We start from the raw sequence: 5,102 nt of genomic DNA on the forward strand, positions 1-5,102 counted from the left end.
CTTCCTTCGTACTCACCCTCTCGGGCTTTCCTCCGGGCGCTTCCCTTCGGTATTTCGTGTTCCCGACTCTATCAGACGCTTTCGTGTCCGACTTCCTCGGTGCCTTTCAGGTTCTCCCTCTCGGGTTTCCCTTTCCGGCGGTTCCGACTCTATCAGATCCTTTCGGGCCTGATTCCCGGTCCCCCGGGGCCAAGTCGGCTTGTCTTCCCGGCTGTTGGGCCGTTCCGACGAGTGAGACATTAGCGGAATCCTCGGGCCCGACGCCAATCGGGGTGCGTTCTCGAACGCGGATTCCTCATTTCGCAAAAGCGCACGAAAAATGAGACGACGAGATGTCGTTCATGAGAAGTGGTTGGTGCGGAATGGCTGTCCGGGGACCGACCGGGGTCGGCGCTCACGTCGGACAACTCGGAGAACATTACGGATCGGGTCCGGTCGTGTCAACCCTCGGCCGGAGCCCGGAGGTGCCGGCCGGGCCGGCGCCGGACCTCGTGCTTTTGGCCGAGTCAGGCCTGGCGGGACGGCCGATCTGGTGGGCCGGGGGCGCGGCCTAGCTTGGCGGGTATGAGGTCTCTTCTTCGCATTGCCGTGGCTGCCGTGACCCTCCTTGTTCTGGGAGTGGCCGTGGCGCCCGGGGCTGCGTACGCCGTGGACGGGGACGATCACGTCGCCCGGATGCGGCTGCGGGTCGTCAACGCGATCAATGAGGACACCCGGCTGGAGATCGAGCGGGTTCGCGCCTGCACGGGCGGGGCGTCGTCGGGCGAGGTGGCCCGGCTGGAGCACAAGTTGCAGGAGGGGTGCCGGCTCGCGGCGGAACTGAGGGCTGTGCGGCCGGTCAAGGCTCAGGGTGTTCGGGCCGAGAGGGCGGGCTTCACGACGGCTTCCGCCAGTGGTGGGGGCCCGGTGCCCGGGGACGATGCGTTTCGAGCAGCGCGCCGGGCCATTCCGCACACCCCCGTCGGGGTGCTGAGCGTCGTCGGCGGTGCGGCGCTGGTGCTTGTCGGTGGTGGTGCGGCCGCTGCGGTGGTGCGGCAGCGGCCGCGCGCCAAGGGCTGACGGGTCAGTTCTGGCCCGAGGCCAGTTCACGGCTGCGGTCGCGGGCGGCTTCCAGCGCCGCGATGAGGGCGGCGCGTACGCCGTGGTTCTCCAGCTCGCGGATCGCGCTGATCGTCGTGCCCGCGGGCGACATCACCGCCTCGCGCAGCTTCACCGGGTGCTCGCCGCTGTCGCGCAGCATCACGGCGGCGCCGATCGCGGACTGCACGATCAGGTCGTACGCCTGGGCGCGGGGCAGGCCGAGGAGGATTCCGGCGTCTGTCATCGCCTCGACCAGGTAGTAGAAGTAGGCCGGGCCCGAGCCGGAGAGGGCCGTCGCCGCGTCCTGCTGTGATTCCGGTACGCGCAGGGTCTTGCCCACTCCGCCGAAGATTTCCTCCGTATGGGCGAGGTGTTCGGGCGTGGCGTGGCTGCCGCCGCTGATCACCGACATGCCCTCGTCGACCAGTACGGGGGTGTTCGGCATGACGCGTACGACCGGGGTGCCGGAGGTGAGGCGGTCCTCGATGAAGGAGGTGGGGATGCCTGCCGCCGCGCTGATCACGAGGCGGTCGCTCGTGACGTACGGGGCCAGTTCGTCCAGGAGCCTGCCCATGTCCTGGGGCTTCACCGCGAGGATCAGGGTGTCCGCGCGCTTGGCGGCCTCGGCGTTGGTGACCGCGTCCACCCCGTAGCGGGCGTGGAGTTCTTCGGCGCGCTCCGAGCGGCGGGCGGTCACCAGGAGGTTGGCCGGGTGCCAGCCGGCTCGGATCATTCCGCTGAGGAGGGCCTCGCCGATCTTGCCGGTGCCGAGGACTGCGACGGTCTGGGTCATGCGGGTCACCCTCCTGGTGGTGCGCTTGCGTCCTGCGCTGCCCATCCTCGCACCGGGGGTGGGTGCGTGAGGGGGGTGTCCGAGGGGCGGTACGGGTTCTTCCCCCACCCCGCCCCTCAAGCTCCCCCAAGGCCTGAAGGGCCAGGGGGACCCCCCACGAGAGGCTTGCTTTGGCTAGGGCGTTCGGCGGGGCAGGGTTGCTGCTCCCAGGGCGAGGACCAGGACCGCTACTGCGGCCACGATCGCGGTGTCTCTTGCGAAGTTCGACGTTGCTTCGGGGTGATGGAGGACCTGGGTCATGGCGTCCACCGCGTACGACATGGGCAGGACGTTCGAGATCCATTCCAGGACCGGCTGCATCGCGCTGCGCGGGGTGAACAGGCCGCAGAGCAGGAGCTGGGGGAAGATCACCGCCGGCATGAACTGGACGGCCTGGAATTCCGACGAGGCGAAGGCCGAGACGAACAGGCCGAGGGCCGTGCCGAGCAGGGCGTCGAGGAGGGCCACCAGGAGGAGCAGCCACGGGGAGCCGACGACGTTCAGGTCCAGCAGCCAGAGCGAGATGCCCGTCGCGATGAGCGACTGGATCACGGCCAGGGCGCCGAAGGCGAGCGCGTAGCCGCCGATCAGGTCGCCTTTGCCCAGGGGCATGGCGAGGAGGCGTTCCAGGGTGCCCGAGGTGCGTTCGCGCAGGGTGGCGATGGAGGACACCAGGAACATCGTGATCAGCGGGAAGATGCCGAGCAGCGAGGCGCCGATGCTGTTGAACACGGCCGGGCTGCCGGCGAACACGTACCGGAGCAGGATGATCATGACGGACGGGATGATCAGGAGCAGCGCGATGGTGCGCGGGTCGTGGCGCAGTTGGCGCAGGACGCGGGCGGCGGTCGCGAGGGTGCGGGATGCGTTCATCGGGGTGCCTGTGCCTTGCGTTGGGCTTCGTCCACGAGGTGGAGGAACGCGCCTTCGACTGTTTCCGTGGCGGTACGGGTGCGCAGGTCGTCCGGGGTGTCCTCGGCGAGGAGGACGCCTTCGCGCAGGAGGAGCAGGCGGTGGCAGCGTTCCGCCTCGTCCATGACGTGCGAGGAGACGAGGAGGGTGGTGCCGCGGGTGGCGGCGATGGTGTGGAAGAGGTGCCACAGGTCGCGGCGGAGTACGGGGTCCAGGCCCACGGTCGGTTCGTCCAGGACGAGCAGTTCCGGGGTGCCCAGCAGGGCGACGGCCAGTGAGGCGCGGCTGAGCTCTCCGCCGGAGAGCCGGCCCGCCAGGTCGTCGGCGTGGCTGGTGAGGTCGACGTCCGCGATGGCCCGCTCGACCGCTTCGGCGCGGGCCGCGCGGTGGGTGCGGCCCGGGTGGAGTACGGCCGCGAAGTAGTCGAGGTTCTGACGTACCGTCAAATCCTGGTAGACGGACGGGTCTTGGGTTACGTAGCCGATCCTCGGCCGCAGGCTCGGGGCGCCTGCGGGGGTGCCCAGGACGGTGAGGGTGCCGGTCACTTTCGCCTGCGTACCCACGATCGCGCGCATCAGGGTGGACTTTCCGCAGCCGGACGGACCGAGGAGGCCGGTGATGCGGCCGCGTAGGACGGTGAAGTCCAGGTTCTTCAGGACGGTTCTGGGGCCCCGTACGACGGTCAGGGCTTTCGCCTCGACTGCGGGTGGGGCGGCAGGCTCAGAATTCACCATGTGATGAATAATCCTCCTCTCGGGGTGCGGGCGTCAAGGATCGGGGGGCCGTCAGGGTCATCCCCCATGGCATTGCGGGGGCGTCGCGCAGGACCTTGGACGTATGAGGAATCAGTCGCGAAACTCCGAGGGCGCCATGACCGCCGAGGCCGGGATCACCAAGGCCGAGCGGCGGCATCTCGCCGTCGCGTCGGCGTCGCTCGGGCCGTGGGGGGCCGCCAGCACGGTGGGCGCGGTGGGCGGGTTCGTGTCGCTCGCGGTCGACTCGATGGCCGACGGGTTCGGCACGATGGCGATTGCCGGGGCCGGGTCCGTCGCGCTCATGCTGTTCTTCCTGGTGGGCGGGGTGGGGGCGGCGCTCGGGGGCGCTCGCGCCGATCGCGCCGACCACCGGATACGCCTCTGGGCACGGGCCCACCCCTGGCGGGTGGCGGCGGTGCCGGCCGGGCTCATGGTTCTCGGCGATGTCGTCGTTCGGCAGGCCGTGACGTCCGAGGCGTTCTTCAGCAGTGTGGGGGACGGGGTTTGGCGGGGGGTTGTTGTGGCGGGGGTCGTGGGTTTGGTGGGGGTTGCGGGGAAGGCGCGGATGGTCGGGCGCCGGTAGGTGGCGGGGTGGGGTGCTGTTGGGGGTGGGTGTGCTCCGTCAGCGGATTGCCAGGCGTAGGCGGACCACGTAGCTCTCCTCCACCGTGCCGTCGGGGAACAGGGCGCTGAGTACGTCGTGCTCCCTGGCCAGGAACTCCCGCGTCTTCTCCGCGCCCAGGACCAGGAACGCGGAGTGGCTTCCCAGGTTCGCCAGGTGGGTGGACAGGGGGACTCGGCGGGTGTGCGGGATGCGGCGTTCCGTGAACTCCAGGCCCGGGATCTCGGCCCAGGGGTGGCCGCCTCGCTCGGCCGGTGCGTCGCTCGCCGGACGGAAGAACTCCCGCAAGCGGGCGTCCTGTTCGGCCACCCACTCCACGGAGTGGTCCGCGATGTTCCACCACAGGGCCAGGGCGCCGCCCGGACGCAGTACGCGACGGGCCTCCGGGCCCGCCTTCGCCGGGTCGGTCCAGTGCCAGGCCTGGGCGTACGTGATGAAGTCCGCGGATGCGGTGGCGAGGGGGAGGGCGTTGCCGTCGCCCCTCACCAGGCGGATGCGGGGGTTGTTGCGGCGGAACTCCGCGGCCATGCCCTCGCCGGGTTCGACCGCCGTGACGTTCGCGCCGCGGGCGTGCAGGAGGGTGCTGGCTATGCCGGTGCCGGCGCCGATGTCTGCGACGTGGGCGTTCTTGAGGGGGTGGGCGGCCAGTTCCTCCACCGCGTCCAGGAGGGGTGGGGGGTAGGAGGGGCGGTTCGCGGCGTATTGGGGGGCGGCGGTGTTGAAGGATTCGGCGCGGGTTCGGGGGGTTGTCATGGGGGGATTCTGCCGGTGTGGGGGTTGCGGGGTGGGTGTTTTTTGGGGGGGGCCCCCCCCCCCCGGGCCGGGCCGGGGGGGGGGGGGGGGGGGGGGGGGGGGGCGGCGGGGGGGGGGGGGCCCGCCGGGGGGGGGCCCCGCCAGCGGG

6 protein-coding genes are annotated in these 5,102 nt (G+C 70.7%); 2 read left to right on the plus strand and 4 right to left on the minus strand.

Going from position 1 to position 5,102, the window contains the following annotated elements:
- Positions 1–597 precede the first annotated feature (597 nt).
- Positions 598–1,059: a hypothetical protein gene (locus ACIQ8J_RS35715; protein WP_403274242.1), complete on the plus strand. Its 462-nt coding sequence runs from the start codon at positions 598–600 to the stop codon at positions 1,057–1,059.
- 4 nt (positions 1,060–1,063) lie between these two features.
- On the opposite strand, the gene proC is transcribed toward ACIQ8J_RS35715, so the two are convergent.
- The 3 genes from proC to ACIQ8J_RS35730 form a co-directional block, all read right to left on the minus strand.
- Positions 1,064–1,873 (minus strand): pyrroline-5-carboxylate reductase, encoded by an 810-nt coding sequence (gene proC, locus ACIQ8J_RS35720; protein WP_403274241.1) that lies wholly within the window; start codon positions 1,871–1,873, stop codon positions 1,064–1,066.
- 174 nt (positions 1,874–2,047) lie between these two features.
- Positions 2,048–2,785 carry an ABC transporter permease gene (locus ACIQ8J_RS35725; RefSeq protein ID WP_403274239.1) on the minus strand — a complete coding sequence of 246 codons (738 nt, stop codon included), beginning with the start codon at positions 2,783–2,785 and terminating at the stop codon, positions 2,048–2,050.
- Complete coding sequence (locus ACIQ8J_RS35730) at positions 2,782–3,558, minus strand: ABC transporter ATP-binding protein (protein WP_403274238.1); 777 nt, start codon at positions 3,556–3,558, stop codon at positions 2,782–2,784. The genes ACIQ8J_RS35725 and ACIQ8J_RS35730 overlap by 4 nt, the downstream gene beginning before the upstream one ends.
- 136 nt (positions 3,559–3,694) lie before the next feature.
- Here ACIQ8J_RS35730 and ACIQ8J_RS35735 point away from each other — a divergent pair, with 136 nt between their 5' ends.
- Positions 3,695–4,162, plus strand: a complete 468-nt coding sequence (locus ACIQ8J_RS35735) for a hypothetical protein (RefSeq protein WP_403608145.1) — start codon at positions 3,695–3,697, stop codon at positions 4,160–4,162.
- Positions 4,163–4,201: 39 nt separating this feature from the next.
- Here ACIQ8J_RS35735 and ACIQ8J_RS35740 read toward each other — a convergent pair whose 3' ends face one another.
- Positions 4,202–4,954 (minus strand): class I SAM-dependent methyltransferase, encoded by a 753-nt coding sequence (locus ACIQ8J_RS35740; RefSeq protein ID WP_403274234.1) that lies wholly within the window; start codon positions 4,952–4,954, stop codon positions 4,202–4,204.
- Positions 4,955–5,102: the final 148 nt, after the last annotated feature.

It is taken from the genome of Streptomyces sp. NPDC094147, assembly GCF_044764265.1.
Lineage (GTDB): Bacteria > Actinomycetota > Actinomycetes > Streptomycetales > Streptomycetaceae > Streptomyces.